Raw genomic sequence first — 15,529 nt, 5'->3', positions numbered from 1 at the left:
GTTGTTCGGCGAATCCCGAAGCCGACAGCACCACCCCCGATCCCCGTCCGGCGTCCGTGCGCCCCGCGCGGAAACAGCCCGCGGCCCGGCCCCCGAAGCCGCCGGGTCGCAAGGAGACCCCGATGCGCAACCGGCACTACATCCAGAAGCTCGTCGTCGGCGGCGAGCCATACGTGAACACCGACAACCTGGCCGACTGGGTCACCGACCTGCGGTGGCAGGACCCGGAGGCCCAGCGCGCGGCCCACTACATCGCCCAGGAGCTCCGCCTGATGGGCCTGTCCGACATCGAAGAGTCCATCCGCTGACGTCGGACGGTCGTGAGCGATGAAGGCCGCGAGGGCGAGCAGCACCGCGCACGAGGCTGACAACACCACGGTGCGGTAAAAGCGGGCGAGAACTCGCCAGCGTGCACGCCCCGCGCGGGGCGCTGGGCTGGCAGACTCGGGATCAGCCCGAGTCAGCCGACGCGGAAACGGAGCCCAGCGGCCGTGCGCGAACACCTCGACTTCAGCCTGTCCCTGCACCGGCGGCTCGCGCCGCCGGTGGAAAACCCGTTCTGCTGGTCGCCGTACTCAGTGGCCAGCGCGCTCGGCCTGGCCGCGGCGGCGACCCGCGGCCGGACCAGGGAAGAACTGGTCACCGCATTGCGCGACGATCCGGCCGGGCTGCTCAAACTGCTCAGCGGCGCCGCCGAACTCTCCACCGACGGCCCGGCCGCCGAGCCACCCGTGCTGGCACTCGCCAACACCTTGTGGGCGCACGCCGATCTCCCGGTCGAAGAGTCCTACCTGTCCGTGCTGAAGGACTGGCCGGGCAGCGCCGTGCGCAACGCGCCGTTCGGGACGGCCCCGGAAGAGGCCCGCGAGTTGATCAACGCGGATGTCGCGGAAACGACGCGCGGCCTGATCCCCGAGTTGCTGCCCGCTGGCTCGGTCGACCCCCACACGATCGCCGTCCTGGTCAACGCCCTTTACCTGAAGGTGTCGTGGCGGGAAGCATTCGATGAGAAGGCCACCACCAAACGGCCGTTTCACGCCCCGGCAGGGGATCGCGACGTCGCGACCATGCGCGCCACCCGCCGCCTCGGCTACGCCGCGGCGGAAGGCTGGCAGGTCGTCAGCCTGCCTGCGGCGGGCGGGGTCGAGGCCGTGGTGCTGCTGCCGGATGCGGGCCTGGCGACGGCCGAACCGGACCTCGACGCTGCCCGGTTGGGAAGGCTGCTGGATGCCGCCCAGCAGCAGCGCGTGGAGCTGTACCTGCCGAAGTTCGACGTCACCGGCGACGCCGAGCTGACCAGATCGCTCGGTGCGCTTGGGGTGCACACGTTGTTCACCCGCGAAGCGGACTTCTCGCCCCTGACAGACCAACCGCTGCGGGTTTCGACGATCGTGCACCAGTCGGTGCTCAAGGTCGACGAGAGCGGCCTCGAAGGCGCGGCCGCGACTGCGGTGATGATGCGGCTCACCGCGATCGTGCGGGAGCCGGATCCGATCCGGGTCGAGGTGGACCGGCCGTTCCTGTTCCTGGTGCGTCACCGGATCACCGGATCGCTCTACTTCCTTGCCCGGGTCACCGACCCGAGCTGACCCGGCACGCCGAGCGACCCTTCCCGGCTCTCCCTGCTCGATGCCCGCGGGTCGTTTCGGGTGTCATCGCCCCGGCTGGCCACGGGGTATGTCCGGCTAGTGTTCGGATTACCAGGAGACGCGGGTTAGCTTGTCTGGGTTGACGATGTCGAAGATCGCCGCCGAACGCCCGTCCCGCACCGCCAGGGTGAACACCCGGGGCGCGGCCCGTCCGTCGTCGGTGCCGTGGAACACCACCCCGAGGTCCCCGTTGACCAGCACCGGCCGGATGTTCTCCACCAGCCCGTCGCCGTACTTCTCCATGAGCCCGACGATGAACCTGGCGACCTTCTCGACGCCCACCACCGGACGCCGCGCGGTGCGGGCCTTTCCGCCGCTGTCGCCGTAGACCGCGACGTCCGGGTGCAGCACCCGGGTGATCGCGCCGATGTCCTTGGCGGCCACCGCGGCGAGGAAGTCCTCCAGCACCCGTTGCTGTTCGGGCATCGGCACCCGCTGCGGCGGATCGGCATCGGCCATCGCCCGCCTCGCCCGCGATGCGTGCTGGCGAGCCGCCGCCACGCTGCACCCCAAGACCTCGGCGATCTCGGCGAACGGGACCTCGAACCCGTCGTGCAAGACGAACGCCAGCCGCTGGTCCGGTGGCAACTCGTGCAGCACCCGCAGCGCAGCCATCCGCAGGTCGTCCCGGCCCGCGACGATGTCGCCCGGATCCGCCTCGATCGAGGTCACCAGCGGCTCCGGCAGCCACGGCCCGACGTATTGCTCGCGCCGGACGGCGGCCGAGCGCATCCGGTCCAGGCACAGCCGGCTGACCACGGTGGTCAACCACCCGGTCAGGTCGCGGATGCTGTCGCGGTCGGTCGAGGCCAGTCGCAGCCAGGCGTCCTGGACGGCGTCCTCGGCGTCGGCGAGCCGGCCGGTGAGCCGGTAACCGATGCCGATCAGCCGACTGCGATGCTGGTCGAATTCCGCGGCGAGGGCGGCGTTCGTGGCGGACACGGCCAAGATTCTGCCGCACTGGCAAGCCACCCCGACCGTGACGATCACAATGCCCCTAGACTGGGACACGTGGCAGGCAGGATCCGGGAAAGCGACATCGCTGAAGTGCGCGAACGCAACCGGATCGACGATGTGGTCGGTGAGTACGTCGCCCTGCGCAACGCCGGCGGCGGCGCGCAGAAGGGTCTCTGCCCGTTTCACGACGAGAAAACTCCGTCGTTCAACGTCCGGCCCAGCCACGGCACCTTCCACTGCTTCGGCTGTGGCGAAGGCGGCGACGTCATCGCGTTCGTGATGAAGATCGAGCACCTCGGCTTCGTCGAGTCCGTCGAACGGTTGGCCGACCGAGTCGGCCTCCAGCTGCAGTACGAGGGCGGCACGCCAGGCCCGAAGCGAGACCGCGGCACGCGCGCGCGGATGGTCGAGGCGCACCGCATCGCCGCCGAGTTCTACGCCGAGCAGCTTCGCTCGCCGGAGGCGCTGAAGGCCCGGGAATACTTGGCGCAGCGCGGTTTCGACGAGGCGGTCGCCGAGCGATTCGGCTGCGGGTTCGCCCCGGCCGGCTGGGACACGCTCACCAAGATCCTGCTGACGAAGGGCTTCGAGCTCGACGAGCTGATCAAGTGCGGGTTGTCCAGGGAGGGGCGCCGCGGCCCGATCGACCGGTTCCACCGGCGCCTGCTGTGGCCGCTGAAGGACCTCGGCGGCGACGTGGTCGGCTTCGGCGCGCGGCGGATCTTCGACGACGATCCCATCGAGGCCAAGTACGTCAACACCTCGGCCACCCCGATCTTCAACAAGTCGCAGGTGCTCTTCGGTATCGACCTGGCCAAGCGGGAGATCGCCAAGCGCCGCCAGGCGGTCGTGGTCGAGGGCTACACCGACGTGATGGCGATGCACCTGGCCGGGGTGCCGACGGCGGTGGCCTCCTGCGGCACGGCGTTCGGCGACGAACACATCTCGGTCCTGCGCCGCCTGATGATGGATGACGAGGCGTTCCGCGGCGAGGTCATCTTCACCTTCGACGGCGACGAGGCGGGGCAGAAGGCGGCCCTGAAGGCATTCGACGGCGAGCAGCAGTTCGCCGGCCAGACCTACGTGGCGATCACCCCGGACGGCATGGACCCGTGCGAGCTGCGGGAGGCCAAGGGCGACGCGGCGGTGCGCGACCTGGTCGCCCGTCGTCGGCCGCTGTTCGAGTTCGCCATTCGCAGCCTGCTCACCGAGCACGACCTGGATTCGGTCGACGGCCGGGTCGCGGCGTTGAAGCGCACCGTGCCGCTGGTCGCGCAGATCAAGGACCCGGCCAGCCGGGATGGCTATGCCGCCAGGCTGGCCTGGTGGGCGGGCTGGAGCGACGAGAACCAGGTGGTGCGCCAGGTGCGGCAGAGCGCCGGCACGCCAGCGCGTTCCTCGCGGCGCCGTCCCCGGCGGGAGGAAGCCCAGCAGTCGCTGGGCATGGACGTCGATCTGCCGAAGCGCCCGCCCCGGCACGACCCCCGGTTCTTGCAGCGCGAGGCGTTGAAGGCGGCGTTGCAGGTGCCGGCGTTGGCGGGGCCGCTGTATGACTCGCTGCCCGAGGAAGCGTTCACCGAGTCCGTCTACGCCGAGCTGCACCGGGCGTTGCTGTCGGCGGGCGGCACGATGTGCGGGCTCGCCGGTGCGGCGTTCGTGGACGCGGTGTCGCAGCAGTGCGAGAGTCAGGTCACGCGGAGCCTGCTCACCCAGCTTTCGGTGGAACAGCTGGAGATCCAGTCGGGAGAGGACCCGCGCTACGTCGCGGCCTTGCTCGCCCGGCTGCAGGAACGGCTGGTCAGCAGGCAGATCGCGGACATCAAGTCCAGGGTGCAGCGGATGTCGCCGCTGGAGGACGCCGAGGAGTACAACGCGCTGTTCGGCGACATGGTGGCGCTGGAGGGCTACCGCAAGGCGCTGCTGGATCAGGCCATGGGCACGCTGTGATCGCATGGCTGCGGCGGCTGATCGCGCGGCTGAGCGGCACGGCCGACGTGCCGGCGGGTTTCCCCGGCACGCTCGCGGCCGAAGAGCAGGTCCTGGCGGTGGCCAAGACGGCGGACGGCGCACTGGTCGCCACGCATCTGGGCCTGTGGCTGCCGGAGGGTCGCCGCCTCGGCTGGCATCTGCTCAGCAAGGCAACCTGGAACAACGGCGTGCTGACCGTGATCGAGGCAGTGGAAGCCGGTTCGGCGGGCGGCGCGGTGCTGTTGCGCGACCAGCCGAGCCGCCGGCTCCCGTTGACCGAACCGGGGCGGCTGCCCGATGTCGTGCACGAGCGCGTCAACCAGTCCATCCGCTCCCGCCACCACCGCGACCTGCCCGGTGGGGGAGCGTGGTTCGTGCAGCGCAAGGTGCCCGGCCAGGATGGGATCGTGTTGCAGGTGCGGGCTGATCGGGGCGCGGACGAGGCGGCGGTGGCCGATTTCGCCGCGACCGTCGCCGAGCGCTTGCGACAGGCGAAAGACCCCGAGCGGGACTGATTTCCGCTCGACACCGGAGCGCAGCCGAATATACAGTACAAGCGTACTGTTACGGAGGTGTGGGTGTGTGGGATCCGCAGAAGTACCTGTCGTTCAGTGACCAGCGCGACCGCCCGGCCCACGACCTGCTGGCCCGGGTAGGAGCGATCCGGGCCCGACGGGTCGTGGACCTCGGCTGCGGCGCGGGAAACCTGACCTCGTTGCTGACCGACCGGTGGCCCGATGCGGCGGTCGAGGCCACGGACGTGTCCCCGGAAATGGTCGCGGCGGCCCGGGCTCGCGGGGTCGCGGCGAGGCAGGAAGACGTCCGGGACTGGAAACCATCGCCGGACACCGATGTCGTGCTGTGCAACGCCGTCCTGCAGTGGATACCGGAGCACGTCGAGCTGCTGCGGCGCTGGCTGCCCCAACTGTCCGCCGGGGCGTGGTTCGCCTTCCAGGTGCCGGGCAACTTCGAATCACCGTCGCACATGGCGATCCGGGAACTGCTCGCGGAGCCGCGCTGGCACGACCGGGTGGGCGGCGTGCTGCGGCCGGACTCGGTGCTATCGCCGATCGGCTACGCCGACGAGCTCACCGATCCCGGCACGGAGGTCGAGGCCTGGGAAACAACCTACGTCCACGCGCTGCGTGGCGCCGACCCCGTGCTGGAGTGGGTGACGGGCACCGCGCTGCGACCGGTCCGTGCGGCGCTGGACGACGCGGAGTGGGCCGACTTCCGCGCGGCCTTGGCACCCCGCCTGGCAGCGGCGTACCCGCAACGCGCCGACGGCACGACCTGGTTCCCCTTCCGTCGCATCTTCGCCGTGGTGCATCGGAGCTGACCAGCGGTTTTGCCAGATGGATCAATAACCGGGGGGTGCGGTGAAACAGGCTGCGAGCATGGGTTAAAGTAGTTCCTGTCAGCGCGAAAGGGCTGGCAAGAACAACAGCATTCCTCCGTAGCTCAATTGGCAGAGCATTCGGCTGTTAACCGAAGGGTTACTGGTTCGAGTCCAGTCGGAGGAGCAAAAGTCCAGGCCAGGCGGCCTGGGCTTTGCTTTTGGGCCCAGTTTCAAGATCAAAGGCCCTAAAACGGTCCGCTTTCAGTCGGCGCTGTCGACGGCGACCGTGCCTGGGCCTGTTGACGCGCGTCCAGCGACTGCTCGACCGCGATGTCGTAGTACTGGTACTCGTTCATACCTCATCCCGTGCATCGACTTTTGCGAACGGCGCTGCGCGGAAGCCCGAGTCGTCTCCCATGTGGATGAACAATTGTCCCTGGAGCGGTGCCGTCCTCGGCCAACGTGGCCCAGCCGCGACCGCAGACCTGATCGCCTTCGTCGTCGCCATCCCAGCTGAACTCAACGTAAGGCCAGCCGTTGCGCTCGGTAGGGCGGCAGTCCATCCAGCCGTGCACGGCGACAAGTCCGAACTCACCGGTCCCGTCGGCAGCGAACTCGATGAAGCCAGGCCCCTCGAGATCGATGGCATTGCGGTCCCACATGTCCATTTCCACGATCCGCCGTCGGCCCGCCAGACTCATCGCCAATCCTTCGCTTTGTGCTCGCCGTTGCGGCGTCAGGCTGGCAACTATGAAGTCGGCGGCCAGCTCCGCGCCCAGAATCGTTACGACGTAGCGTCCCGCGCTACCGCCTGCATTGCCACGAGTGGAGATGTCCTTCGGGGCCGTGTGGGCTCCATCCGTTGAGGTAGGGCGTCAGGTCGTCGTGTCGGAGTCTGGGAGGCTCGGGCATTGCTGGTGGGTGCTCGATCGGGTCTTCCCGAGTGATGTGATCATTGATCCAGCTCAGCCACTGGTGGGCGGGCATGAGGTCGCCATCGGTTGGCCTGGGGTTAGCGAGTCGGTGTTCGAGTTCTTCGTAATAGGCCCGGAGTTCCTTGGCGCGTTGCCAGCGCTCGACCTGTTCGTCGAGAACCTTTGCGTAGTGAGCTTCGATCGCCTTCTGCTGAGCGAGCTTCATGGCCTGTTCCCAGCGGACCTTGCGTTCGGCTTTGGCGCGCTCTTCGTCGATCTGACGTTGGCGATCTTCGATGGCCCGGGTTTCAGCTTCGCGCAGGAGCGCTGCGAGCCCATCTTCGACTGTGCGTAGTTTTGCGTCTGTCCAGCGGTACTGCCGTCCCTCCGAATGATAGGCGGGGAGTTCGATGACGAGCCGTCGAGCTTTGTCGGGGTCTTCGGATTGCGGGCTTAGCTGCCGGATTGTGACCGTGTAGCTGAAGTCGCTGACGACGAGGTTGATGTGGCCGTCGCGTCGGGAGTATCGCGGTCCACCCGAGCGGGTGCCATAGCCGTAGTGGTGGTGCCGTTCGGATACCGGCTGTTCGGTGATCTTGTGGCCTCGCTTCGCCGCCTCCGCGGCGAGCCCTTGCAGGAGGAGCAGGCAGCGTCTGCGTAGCTCCTTCTGCATGACCAGCCGTCCCTGATCGTCCCGCAGCGCGACCACCACTGGGTGCGGTGCGCGGAGAGATTCGGGCACGGGTACTGGCGGTAGATTGCCGGTGTCGCTCTTCGTGTTGGCGTGGCTTCCTTTGTGCAGCCTGATGTGCAGGTCCCGGTCTCTGTTCCACTGCCGGGTTTTCTCGATGTGATGTCCATCGGGGACGAGATTGTGTCGTTTCGCGAAGTCCACAATCTTGCGCATTTGCGCGACTTTGTCCTCACTGGGTGCTTTGATCACCACAAGGTTGTCCGCAACCAGCCGCTCGACCAGTTCAAGCGCCTCTGCCCGGCGTCGTTGCGCGGCGATCACAGTGGCATGCGGGGCTGAGGGAGTGGCTTTTCCGGTGGACGTACCGGTGGCCTCGTCGTCCTGCTGGTTCGGCGGTGCAGGCTTGGAGCTTTGGCGCTTTGACCTGGCTGCCTTCCGAGTAGTGGGTTGGGCGCGTTCGTTCCGATAGCGAGGATCGTCAGGATGGTGGCCCTGATCGAGATAGAACCGCCCGGCCTTGGTCATCTCAGCCCGCCAAACTCCGCCGCGCTTGCTGATCGTGATCAATCCACGGTCACGAACAGCGTTGGCAGAGTGCCGGAGTCGCGCGTGCTCGGGGCCGCTGAGGTCCTCGGAGGCATCGACTCGCTTCAGGAGATCGAGTTGGTTTTCGTTTAGGGGATCCCACCGCCGCATGTCCGAAATATCAGCATCCGGCCAGGAACCAGGCAAGAACCCTGCGCGAACGTCGACCGAGAGTGTACGAGATGTCGACGCAGGTGCGGTTGGCGAACTTAAAGTCAGTTGGCGGTGTCACGACGGCGTTCAGTGCGCGTTCAACAGCTCGACGGACGACAGCAACAACCTAAGATGTGGGTAACTCCTGCCGTACCGGCAGCACTGCGGAGCTCTTCACCCGCCACAGCAGATCCGCGCCTGTGGCCGCGGCAGCCGACCACAGGTCATACCCGGGAAAACCGCGATCGGCGATCAGCAGCATGCCCGGGCGTGCTGCATTCGGGCAGTACGACCACACGAGCAGGCGGATACGCCCCTTTAAACCTCGCCCGTGTGGAACCAGGCTGCCCGAAGTGTTCGGCTTTGGACGCCGTGTCCTGCAGGTCGAACGTGATACCGTCCACGGCCCCAATCGCCACCCGCGATCATGTCAACGGCGTCTGAATTTTAGTTTTCACCCGCCGCCGACAGGCGTGTCGCGTCGTCGCTGCCTTTGAGCGCGGACACAGCGGGGAAGCTGCCTCGACGGTCGTCGCGGTGGGTGTGGACGAACGCAGGCGATCAAGTTCCTAAACTGATCCGCGTCCTGGCACGCCTTCTTGGGATGCGTGCGGTGCTCTCGGCGTTTGGGTCTGTGGTATCGGGAAAACGCCTGTTTCAAGGGTGTGGGGGAGCACTGTACGGATCAATACCGTACTTGCGCACTAGTCCAGTCCTCTCGCTGGGCGCAGTAGCACCCAGCCAATGATCATGTCGAAAATCGACAGCAGAAGCGGCATCGCAAGAAGGATCAGGTAGCTGATGGTCGACGGGGTATAGCCGAGCGGTTGATCACCATACAACTGCTGGTAAACGGGGTCGTGGGCGGTTTTGACCGACGCGCTTACAGTGCCAGTGAAGAAAAAAACTGAGATGATCGAGGTGAGGATCGTGCTGCCACACAGCGTGACGAGCACTCGTCGGGCCCTGGTTGTGGAGGTCACGTTGAGGTGTCCGTTTCTCACATAGACCGGGGCAAGTGTCAAGGTGATGCCGGAAACGAAGCAGAAGAATGCGGAGAGGCCGCCCATAGTCGTTACGAGGCCGGTTGTTGCCCAGGTTGCTGTGGGTAGTTGGTAACCGACCACAACAGCAAGAATTCCTATGACGACACTCGAAATGATCGACAACGATCCAACTAGGACAGACAAAAACTGGATTTTATATGCGCGTCGTGGTGGCAGCGCCGCGAACTCGTGGTAAGGCCTTTGGGTTGGAACGTAGTGGTGGTGGTGCGGGGGTATGCCTGGGCCGCCGGGGTTCATCGGTTGACTCGCCAATCTGATCCGTCGCCGTCGCTAATGCTGCCATCGGAGAGGTCGCGATCCGAGCGTGACCATGTGCCGCCGACGTCGTGGATTTTCTGCGTGAGGGCGGTCTGCTCGGTCTCGATCACATCCATATAGGAATTCACCGCAGTAATCGCAGTGGTGATCAAGCCGATGGCAACGCTTGCACCCGTCACGATCGCGCCGATCGCGGCACCTGCGCCCACGATGGCGCCGACGACACCGACGATAAAGACGGTAATAGCGACGTACAGCGCCAATTTGAAGGCGTCGAGTGCGTTCGCCAAGCTGTTCAGCGAGGTGCGGATCTGCAGGGCGAGGTCCTTTAGCCCCGTGAGCGCATCGGCTTGAGCCGGAACGATCGCCTTGTAGGCTTCGGCGGCTCGGCCGGTCCACTCCACGTTCGTGTCCAGTTTGTGTAGTGCGACATCGCCCGCAACATCACCGATGGGATTGGCGACCGCGCTCACCCACATCTCCCCTTTGATCCTTAGCCTCGATCCACCGGTGGTTTTGGGTAACGGTTCGGCCGTAAGAAGGCGAGATGCCCTCCTGAGCTGGGACGATTGATCTTGCTGAAGGAACCAATCGTTCAAGATCACCAATAAACAACACCGGCGGATCGAGGCTTAGTATGGCGGAGTTGCCGGGCTGGTTCCACGCCTGCTGGACCCTGTCCCAGAATTCTTGGATCTTCTGGCCCACGACCGCCATGCCTCGTTGAATTGGCTCAATAAGGTGAGCGAAGGTTTCTGGGACCCAGCTGAGCACTTCGTTGACCTTGCCAAAGAACTCCTTGATCTTCCGGTCAAGCTCCTGCAGCTTGTCGTCGACCTGTCCGACCAGCGGATCAGCCACCATAGATATCGCCCTGCATTCGGTACGCGTTTTGGAGTTCGTGCAGTCCTTGGTCGTCATCGCGCTCGTACTGATCGGCCGCGCTACGTAGATCCGCGCCGATTTCCCTGAAGTACTCGGCAGCCTGACGGATCATGTCTTCCAGGGCCGCGCGTGCGTCGTTGAAGGCGTCGTCCAGGCCACGGTCAACCGCCCACATGGACACTTCTTCGCCCGTGACCTTGAGCGGGCCCAGAGCGGTTATCGGGGCGCTCAAGCTGTCGGCTGCGGTTTCCCAAACGCTCGCATCCGACCGTAACGCTTCCAGCGCAACGTCGACGCCATCACCAGGATGAGTCACGCGGCACTCCTCGTTCCATCAGTTCATCAGGCGTTCACGACAGCAGGCCGACCCGGCGAAGGAACAGCTGCGGGTCGCTAGCCAGGGCATGGAGTTCGTCGATGGCGCGGCTGCGGGGCCCCTGTGCCAACTCGCCAGGTGAACTCAGCTCACCCAGCTGTTTCAGGACCTCGGTGAGCTCAAGCTCGATCTCGGAGTTCCGCGCTGATGCGGCCCAGTTCGGGTCGATCGACACGTCCAGGATCTGCCCGCTCCTGGCAGAACCCCGTACGTGCCCGCCGGCGCTCTCCACCGAGACAGTCTGGTCAACGCGAGCGGACACCTGCTCGGTGAAGTGGTTGAGATCAGCCGAGACAGCATCCACCAGCCGCATCACGTCTTCCTTGCTCAGCGGCGAAGTGTCAGGAAGGTCAGCTGGTGTGCTGGCCCCTGTGACAGGAGGCGTCTGCTGTGTGCCTTCGACTCGGTTCGCCAGCACCTGCATGGTCGCGGTGGCGAATGCGGAAAGCACGGCCGCGCCAAGCTCGCGTGGGTCAACCGAACGTCGCCAACCCGCAGCAAGAACTACCGACGTGACGACTCCAGCATCTGTGACATTGACAGCGACCGGACGCCCAACGAGGCTGGGCGTGTCATCCGTATCGCTCGCGTACGGACCATCGCCAGGTGCGGGATCGTCCAGATCCCTGAAGTCCTCGAACTCCGACAGCGGGTCGTACTCGGATTCCCACTCGTTCGGCCCACGTCTGCGGTAGTTCATCCGGCTAACCCTCCCCAGGTATCGAGTGCCGCGCCAGTCTGCCGCCCGATCCACCTCCTCCGGGCGACAGCTTGCGGAATGTGTCCTGCGACACGGCTACTTGGGTGACGTACCGGCGGGGTGCGTTACGACTTGCCTCGGGTACGCGATATCCTCCCCCGCTGGAAGATCATCCCAAGCGTGCCCGAGTAGGCTGGGGTAGAGCGCAGTTTCTGGCAGTTCGACGACCCCCGAGCCCTGAAGAAGCTCCAGCGGGATCTCGCCGTCGAAATTTGCGCCCAAGAGTTCTTCTGCGTAACGATCTGTATGGACTGGACCCAGAGGAAGCCATCGATCGCGCCGAGCACACGGCGAATCTCCTCACCGGGCCGCGTTGGGGGGCAACGACGTCACCCAGTCCCGCACGGTCGTTTAAATCTGACGGTCGATACCGATCGCGCCGTAACGGGTGTCAGCAGGAAATACCCTCGTCGTGGATTTCCTTTCTATGGGGCGGAAATCCTAGTTCGGGTGGAGTTCCCGCCGACGAGGTGGCGCAGAGACCAGATCTCAGGGAGGCTCCGCTGGCTGCCATGATGTCGACCAGCGGTACGCAACGGTTGCAGCCGAAGATGTGGAGTTCGTCGGTGTCGGCGTCTCCCGCTTTACTGGCGTTGTGCACGGAGTTCTCATGGGACATTGCCGCCCTGGGCCGCTGTGACGCCGACAGCGCACCGGTGGCTTGATCGGCATACAGCGCGCGGGTCAATGGAAGGTGCGGATAGAACCCGTGCCGGCGCTTCCCGCCGCAACACGTGTCAGGGCCGGACCGACTGGCCGACGCAGCAGCCGAACAACGTTCGCGAAGCTCGCTGTCCCAGGCCGGCCGACTGCGAGGCGGGTGAGGGTGGCGTGTACGCCCTTCCCGCCTTGCGGTGGCCGAGGCTCTATGACCGTCCTTTGTGGTCTGTTTATAGGGCTGCGTGGTTGAGGCTGTCGAGGAGGCTGGGTTTGAGTGCGTGTTCCTGGCGGAGAGCCGCGATGCGCTTGGCGTATTCGTGTGTGCGGTCGTAGCGTTTGGCCAGGGCTTGCAGGTCGGTGAGCAGCTTGACTGCGGCGTCGTACTCGGTGGGTTTGCGGGTGGCGATCATCGCGGCTACGCGTGCCCGGGCGTCGACTTCATCGCGGGCCAAGTTGTCCAGCCGTCGCTGGCGGCCGAGTTCTCGTGCCCCTTGGCGGCGTGCCTTATCCGTCAGCACGCTGGGCGTCTTCGTGGCGCTGCCGTCAAGCCCTCCGCCGTGCCGCGCCATCCAGGAGATCGGCCACGGTGCGACGGGGCGGACTGGGGCTGGCCGTGGTGGATTCGTCGCGGAATCGCCGCAGCATCTCCATTTGCGCGGTCGCAGCCTGTTCCTGGACGACCTGCAGGAGGAACTGATCCTTCTCGGCAGGAGACAAGTTCTTCACCCAGGCAGTGAGCTGGCCGAGATCATCGGTGGTCTCCGTGCGAGGAAGGCTCGCCTCGGTGGCAACCGCGAGCAGGTCGTCGTCGAGGCGGAGGAAGTCGGCCAGCTCGCGTTGGGCCGCGGTGAGCGTGTGCAATCCTGGCGGTACGGGTGGCTCGAGCTCGCCATCCTCGGCGCGGTCGAAGGCGTACTCGTCGCGTTCCCAGGTGCCGTATCCGGCAAGCCAAGCCAGGTAGAGCGATCGGTGGTCACCGGCGGCGAGCTCTGCTCGGATCCCGACGATGGCCGACAGCGATCCCTGTGCCTCGACATCAAAGTCGTCGGACTCGTCCTCGCTCATCAGGTCGAGCACGAGGTGCTCGTCGGTGGACCAAGCCGTGACGTGGTCGCCGACGCAGTACTGCTCGGCCACATCCAGGTCCAGCAGCCTGCGCGGCAGGCGGAGCATGATTCGCCGGGTTCCCCAGTTGGCCAAATAAAGGTGCGCGTCGTAGAAGTCCTCCATCAACTGGTCCGGATCGCCGCGGAAGTCTCCCCAGTGGTACTCGTTGACGAAGCTGGTGGCGGTGATCCGCGCGCGGGTGGAAAGCGACCGCACCTCGGCCTGTTGACGCGCGTCGAGCGGCCGGTCGACCGCGAGGAACTCGTAATACTGGTATTCGCTCATAATCCGTCCCGTGCATCGGCTCCGGCAAACCGCGTCGCGCGGAAGCCCGAGTCATCTCATCCGTGGAAGAACAGGTGTCCCTCAAAGGTGCCGCAGTCGGCCAACATGGCCCAGGCGCGCCATCGGCCCGCCATATTCATCACCCGCCCTTCTCACTGTCGCCGCGTAAGGTTAGTCATCGCGCGAACCGAGCCGTTCCGCGCATCGATGATGAATGGTGGGCGGTGTGGTGAGCGCAGCAGTGAAGCGCGCCCCTCGGTTGATCGGCGGCCCGCATTCGGACTGGTGATGTTTGGAAAATGCGCCAGTCGGAGCGGCTTGATCGGCCCGGGTGCCCGCTCTGCAGATCCCTGCGAACTGCCGCGTCGTGCCCACCGCTTGTGGTGTCATTGTGCGCAGGCAACGCGGCTGATCAACAAGGCGGGAACCTGGCGACGAGAGATCGTCATGGCCCGGATCCGACCATTCTTCGAGCTCAGCCTGCCTTCTGCACAGGAGCAATCGGAGTGGGCCCAACTCCGCAGGCCGCGGAGATTCGCGCTACTGTCTCGATCTTGCTGGCCGCTTCGCGGGTCTTCGGCACCACGGTCATGGTCCGCAGCTCGCGTTAGGGCTCCCGGCGGTCCAGTGCACGGCAGAGCATGCCGTGGCAGACCGGAAGAAATGCCCATATTGGCGAGCGAACCGCCAATGCCGGGGCCTGACGGTCATGAACCTGATTGACCCGAGTTCCGACCGGCTGGCCTTCATCGGGGCGGTCATCGGCAGAACCGCTGACAGCGCGTGTGCGGCCGGTCGCTTCTTCACCCTCTGGACAATCACGAGGCGGGACGTACTGTTGCGCTTCGGCGCGGCCGATGGGTGCGAAAACCCGCTATGGAAAGGAAAACCCCGTACCGGACGCCACGGGGTGGGCGAGTCCCGGACGGCGGGGACGGGCGTTGCCCGGCGCGTCGGCGATAGGGCCGGGGTCCGGCCAGACGGCCCTCAGTGGACAGGGTGGTAGGTAGCAGGGATGTCCGACCGACGCGGTAGGATCAGTGCGAGGGCAACCGGAAGAGCGTGCCGGCGGGGCGCGGCGACATCGGAGCCCCGCGCATCACACGTCCGAGCGATTTGGACGGCGGGTCGGATAACGATCCGGGCTCAGGGCGCGATCTCGTTCTTGCCCGGCTCGCGGTCACCGGCATCGGCGCGGATGATTGGTCCGAGGCCGCGTGACCCGCGGGCCGGAATGGTTGACCGCGCTGGTTGATCCACTCGATTGCTACCGAAACGAACTCGTGATGCGTCGCGCGCAACGGGGAGTCCGCTGCGCTTCGTCTAGTGAGCAGTGGTGTTTTCGTCCACGGGGACTGACAGAGGACGGGGGAAGTCAGGATGTCCGCACCAGGGATCGGCAAGGAACCGCACGTTTCGCTGCCCGACTTCGCTTCGGTGGCCAAGCTGCCGAAGCCGATCAAGGCGCTCGTCTACTTGATCATGCTTTCTGTGCTGACGGTGGCCGGGATCGGCGCGTTGTTGGCCACCATAGCGATCATCGGCCAGCTCACCGGAGCCTTCGACGTCTTCAGCTTCATCAGCTGACCGAGCGACCGAGCGAGGCTGGCGCACTCAGCGAGTGCGCCGGCCGTCGTTTTGCACGGCCCGGGCCGCGTAGGCCAGTCGGCGTAACGTCGCCGCGTACTGGGTACGGCTGGTCCGACCAATCGCCTTGTGCGCCGGTCGGCGGATCCACCCGGCAACCCCGATCCCCCGCGACCTCGCTACGATCGCCAGTGTCATGCACGGCACCGGGGGCAGTAGCTCAGCAGGTCAGAGCAGCGGACTCATAATCCGTCAGGTCGTGGGTTCAAGTCCCACCTGCCCCAC

Annotated in this window: 16 protein-coding genes and 2 tRNA genes; 8 read left to right on the top strand and 10 right to left on the bottom strand. The window is 65.8% G+C overall.

From position 1 onward, the window contains the following. Window positions 1-122: 122 nt before the first annotated feature. Together BJ970_RS02300 and BJ970_RS02295 are read left to right on the top strand one after the other, a co-directional pair. A complete protein-coding gene (locus BJ970_RS02300; RefSeq protein ID WP_184723035.1) occupies window positions 123-308 on the top strand; it encodes a hypothetical protein in 186 nt (61 codons plus the stop codon). A 183-nt stretch (window positions 309-491) separates the two neighbouring features. Further along, a complete protein-coding gene (locus BJ970_RS02295) occupies window positions 492-1,589 on the top strand; it encodes a serpin family protein (RefSeq protein ID WP_184723032.1) in 1,098 nt (365 codons plus the stop codon). A gap of 108 nt (window positions 1,590-1,697) precedes the next feature. Here the strand turns inward: BJ970_RS02295 and BJ970_RS02290 are convergent, their stop codons facing one another. Beyond that, complete coding sequence (locus BJ970_RS02290) at window positions 1,698-2,591, bottom strand: sigma-70 family RNA polymerase sigma factor (RefSeq protein ID WP_184723029.1); 894 nt, start codon at window positions 2,589-2,591, stop codon at window positions 1,698-1,700. Window positions 2,592-2,660: 69 nt separating this feature from the next. Between BJ970_RS02290 and dnaG the strand changes: the two genes are divergently transcribed. The 4 genes from dnaG (at window position 2,661) to BJ970_RS02270 (ending at window position 6,097) form a co-directional block, all read left to right on the top strand. After that, window positions 2,661-4,553 (top strand): DNA primase, encoded by a 1,893-nt coding sequence (gene dnaG / locus BJ970_RS02285; RefSeq protein WP_184723026.1) that lies wholly within the window; start codon window positions 2,661-2,663, stop codon window positions 4,551-4,553. Continuing rightward, entirely contained in the window at window positions 4,550-5,089 is a 540-nt protein-coding gene (locus BJ970_RS02280; RefSeq protein WP_184723023.1) for a hypothetical protein, read from the top strand. Before dnaG ends, BJ970_RS02280 begins: the two co-directional genes overlap by 4 nt. Window positions 5,090-5,154: 65 nt before the next feature. Further along, window positions 5,155-5,913, top strand: a complete 759-nt coding sequence (locus tag BJ970_RS02275; protein ID WP_184723020.1) for a trans-aconitate 2-methyltransferase — start codon at window positions 5,155-5,157, stop codon at window positions 5,911-5,913. 111 nt (window positions 5,914-6,024) lie between these two features. After that, a tRNA-Asn gene (locus BJ970_RS02270) sits at window positions 6,025-6,097 on the top strand. Between the two features lie 175 nt (window positions 6,098-6,272). Here the strand turns inward: BJ970_RS02270 and BJ970_RS02265 are convergent. From BJ970_RS02265 to BJ970_RS02230, 9 genes are all read right to left on the bottom strand, one after another. Continuing rightward, window positions 6,273-6,614 carry a hypothetical protein gene (locus BJ970_RS02265; protein WP_246470649.1) on the bottom strand — a complete coding sequence of 114 codons (342 nt, stop codon included), beginning with the start codon at window positions 6,612-6,614 and terminating at the stop codon, window positions 6,273-6,275. Window positions 6,615-6,717: 103 nt separating this feature from the next. Continuing rightward, window positions 6,718-8,217 (bottom strand): hypothetical protein, encoded by a 1,500-nt coding sequence (locus BJ970_RS02260; protein WP_184723017.1) that lies wholly within the window; start codon window positions 8,215-8,217, stop codon window positions 6,718-6,720. Window positions 8,218-8,963: 746 nt separating this feature from the next. Further along, window positions 8,964-9,428 carry a hypothetical protein gene (locus BJ970_RS02255; protein ID WP_184723015.1) on the bottom strand — a complete coding sequence of 155 codons (465 nt, stop codon included), beginning with the start codon at window positions 9,426-9,428 and terminating at the stop codon, window positions 8,964-8,966. Window positions 9,429-9,559: 131 nt separating this feature from the next. Then, complete coding sequence (locus tag BJ970_RS02250; RefSeq protein WP_184723012.1) at window positions 9,560-10,057, bottom strand: hypothetical protein; 498 nt, start codon at window positions 10,055-10,057, stop codon at window positions 9,560-9,562. Further along, complete coding sequence (locus BJ970_RS02245; protein WP_221467014.1) at window positions 10,029-10,445, bottom strand: hypothetical protein; 417 nt, start codon at window positions 10,443-10,445, stop codon at window positions 10,029-10,031. Before BJ970_RS02245 ends, BJ970_RS02250 begins: the two co-directional genes overlap by 29 nt. Continuing rightward, a complete protein-coding gene (locus BJ970_RS02240) occupies window positions 10,438-10,785 on the bottom strand; it encodes a type VII secretion target (RefSeq protein WP_184723005.1) in 348 nt (115 codons plus the stop codon). Before BJ970_RS02240 ends, BJ970_RS02245 begins: the two co-directional genes overlap by 8 nt. 34 nt (window positions 10,786-10,819) lie before the next feature. After that, a complete protein-coding gene (locus tag BJ970_RS02235) occupies window positions 10,820-11,545 on the bottom strand; it encodes a hypothetical protein (protein WP_184723002.1) in 726 nt (241 codons plus the stop codon). A 950-nt stretch (window positions 11,546-12,495) separates the two neighbouring features. After that, window positions 12,496-12,783, bottom strand: a complete 288-nt coding sequence (locus tag BJ970_RS37565; RefSeq protein WP_246470648.1) for a hypothetical protein — start codon at window positions 12,781-12,783, stop codon at window positions 12,496-12,498. A gap of 25 nt (window positions 12,784-12,808) precedes the next feature. Beyond that, window positions 12,809-13,657, bottom strand: coding sequence for a hypothetical protein (locus BJ970_RS02230; RefSeq protein WP_246470647.1), 849 nt, complete (start codon window positions 13,655-13,657; stop codon window positions 12,809-12,811). Between the two features lie 1,380 nt (window positions 13,658-15,037). Between BJ970_RS02230 and BJ970_RS02225 the strand changes: the two genes are divergently transcribed. Beyond that, the gene (locus BJ970_RS02225) at window positions 15,038-15,244 is read left to right on the top strand and encodes a hypothetical protein (protein ID WP_184722999.1); all 207 of its coding nucleotides are present in this window, start codon (window positions 15,038-15,040) and stop codon (window positions 15,242-15,244) included. 209 nt (window positions 15,245-15,453) lie between these two features. Next, window positions 15,454-15,528, top strand: a tRNA-Ile gene (locus BJ970_RS02220). Window position 15,529: the final 1 nt, after the last annotated feature.

It is taken from the genome of Saccharopolyspora phatthalungensis (assembly GCF_014203395.1).
GTDB lineage: Bacteria > Actinomycetota > Actinomycetes > Mycobacteriales > Pseudonocardiaceae > Saccharopolyspora > Saccharopolyspora phatthalungensis.
This window is presented reverse-complemented; position numbering and strand designations above follow the sequence as displayed.